Origin of the sequence: Achromobacter pulmonis, from assembly GCF_002885955.2 — a bacterium.
Classification (GTDB): Bacteria; Pseudomonadota; Gammaproteobacteria; order Burkholderiales; family Burkholderiaceae_B; genus Achromobacter; species Achromobacter pulmonis_A.
In genome coordinates this window covers 1-752 of record NZ_POQS01000057.1, presented here as the reverse complement: position 1 = coordinate 752, position 752 = coordinate 1, and the positions used below count along the sequence as shown (strand labels likewise).

At 37.4% G+C, this 752-nt stretch carries 1 protein-coding gene; it reads right to left on the bottom strand.

Annotation, left to right across the window (positions count from 1 at the left end; all coding sequences use genetic code 11):
• Positions 1-35: 35 nt before the first annotated feature.
• The gene (locus C1I89_RS34325) at positions 36-722 is read right to left on the bottom strand and encodes a hypothetical protein (protein ID WP_146196998.1); all 687 of its coding nucleotides are present in this window, start codon (positions 720-722) and stop codon (positions 36-38) included.
• Between the last annotated feature and the right edge of the window lie 30 nt (positions 723-752).

Genomic DNA, 752 nt, shown 5'->3' with positions numbered 1-752 from the left:
ATTTCACTATAATATTTTTTAATCTATATACTCACCTAGTCGGCGTGAAACCAAAGTTTAAAGTTGACATCACAAGTGTGTGTGCTACCACTCCTGTTAACAAAAACAAGATATAACCTATTTTGTACACCAGTAGTGGAACCAGAACCATTATATTTGGTTACCATGTTAAGTTTTCTATCATGTTTTAAATAAAATGCAGTAGATGCATTTGTATTACCATAGTAATGAAGTTCTTTAAAGTCGTCTTTTAAAGTAGTTAAGGTATAACCTCCTTGAAATGCCACGAAATCTGTGTAAACAGGAGCAACCGTGCCATGAGGAGCTAAAATAAGATAACAATCAATGAAAGTAGAAGATCGATGTAATCTAGTTTGTAGTCCAAGTAAACGAATGGATCTGCCAGATCTCTGATTAAAATCATCACCTGTTGCAATTCCAGTAATTTCCACTGAAGAAGCAGTAAGAGTAGGTAAACTTAATTGAGTAGAATATTGATATAAATGTTTCTCCGGTGTGTTTAGTTTGACTTGCTTGTAGATTTTGTTGAGTTTGTATGCATTCTTTTTTGCAAGTGTGGTGGTCGAGGTGACAGGTGCGTTGTATTTTTTGTACGGCATGATTTTCTTCGCAATGTAAGCACTGGCTCCGAGCGCAGCAGCAGTAGCGTGAGAGCTAATTTGTGAGCTGAGCGCGTCACTGGCATATTCAGCGAAATCCATTTTTATGAGGTGTTCTCGCGCTTAACGCGC